Source organism: Lacinutrix jangbogonensis (genome assembly GCF_000797445.1).
GTDB lineage: Bacteria > Bacteroidota > Bacteroidia > Flavobacteriales > Flavobacteriaceae > Lacinutrix > Lacinutrix jangbogonensis.
On sequence record NZ_JSWF01000004.1, the window covers coordinates 1 to 1,059 of the forward strand.

The 1,059-nt window shown below is 39.8% G+C and carries 1 pseudogene; it reads right to left on the reverse strand.

Going from position 1 to position 1,059, the window contains the following annotated elements:
• Positions 1-1,059: pseudogene (locus tag RH82_RS18540) on the reverse strand (hypothetical protein); the annotation flags it as partial.

Genomic DNA, 1,059 nt, shown 5'->3' on the forward strand with positions numbered 1-1,059 from the left:
ATCGAAAAGACCAGTAGTACTATTTAGAGTAGGGAACCATGTACCACCTAGATTAGGAGAACCGCCTAAATTATTAAATAGGTCATAGATATTAGTATCGTCTTCACAAATGTCCAGACTACCATCGCTACCAGCAACAGGAGGAATACTAAAGGAGACTATTACCGAGGCCGAGGCATCATTACAAATAGGATCAGAAGTAACAACCGTATAGGTATAAGTTCCCGGTGAGTCAACATTAGGATCAAAAAGACCAGTAGTACTATTAAGAGCAGGTAGCCATGTGCCACCAGCATCAGGAGAACTACCTAAATTGTTAAATAAATCATACGAATTGGTGTCATCTTCACAAATGTCTAGACTACCATCGCTACCAGCAACAGGAGGAATATTAAAAGAGACTATTACCGAAGCCGAAGCGTCACTACAAGCAGGATTAGAAGCAGCAACAGTATAGGTATAAGTTCCTGGTGTATCAATAGTAGGATCGAAAAGACCAGTAGTACTATTTAGAGTAGGGAACCATGTACCACCTAGATTAGGAGAACCGCCTAAATTATTAAATAGGTCATAGATATTAGTATCGTCTTCGCAAATGTCCAGACTACCATCGCTACCAGCAACAGGAGGAATACTAAAAGATACTGTTACCGAAGCCAAAGCATCACTACAAACAGGACTAGAAGAGGTGACCGTATAGGTATAAATTCCCGGTGTATCAATAGTAGGATCAAAAAGACCAGTAGTACTATTTAGAGTAGGCAACCATGTGCCACCAGCATCAGGAGAACCACCTAAATTGTTAAATAAATCATACGAATTGGTGTCATCTTCACAAATGTCTAGACTGCCATCGCTACCAGCAACAGGAGGAATATTAAAAGAGAATATTACCGAAGCCGAAGCGTTACTACAAGCAGGATTAGAAGTAGCAACAGTATAAGTATAAGTTCCTGGTGTATCAATAGTAGGATCGAAAAGACCAGTAGTACTATTTAGAGTAGGGAACCATGTACCACCTAGATTAGGAGAACCGTCTAAATTATTAAATAGGTCATA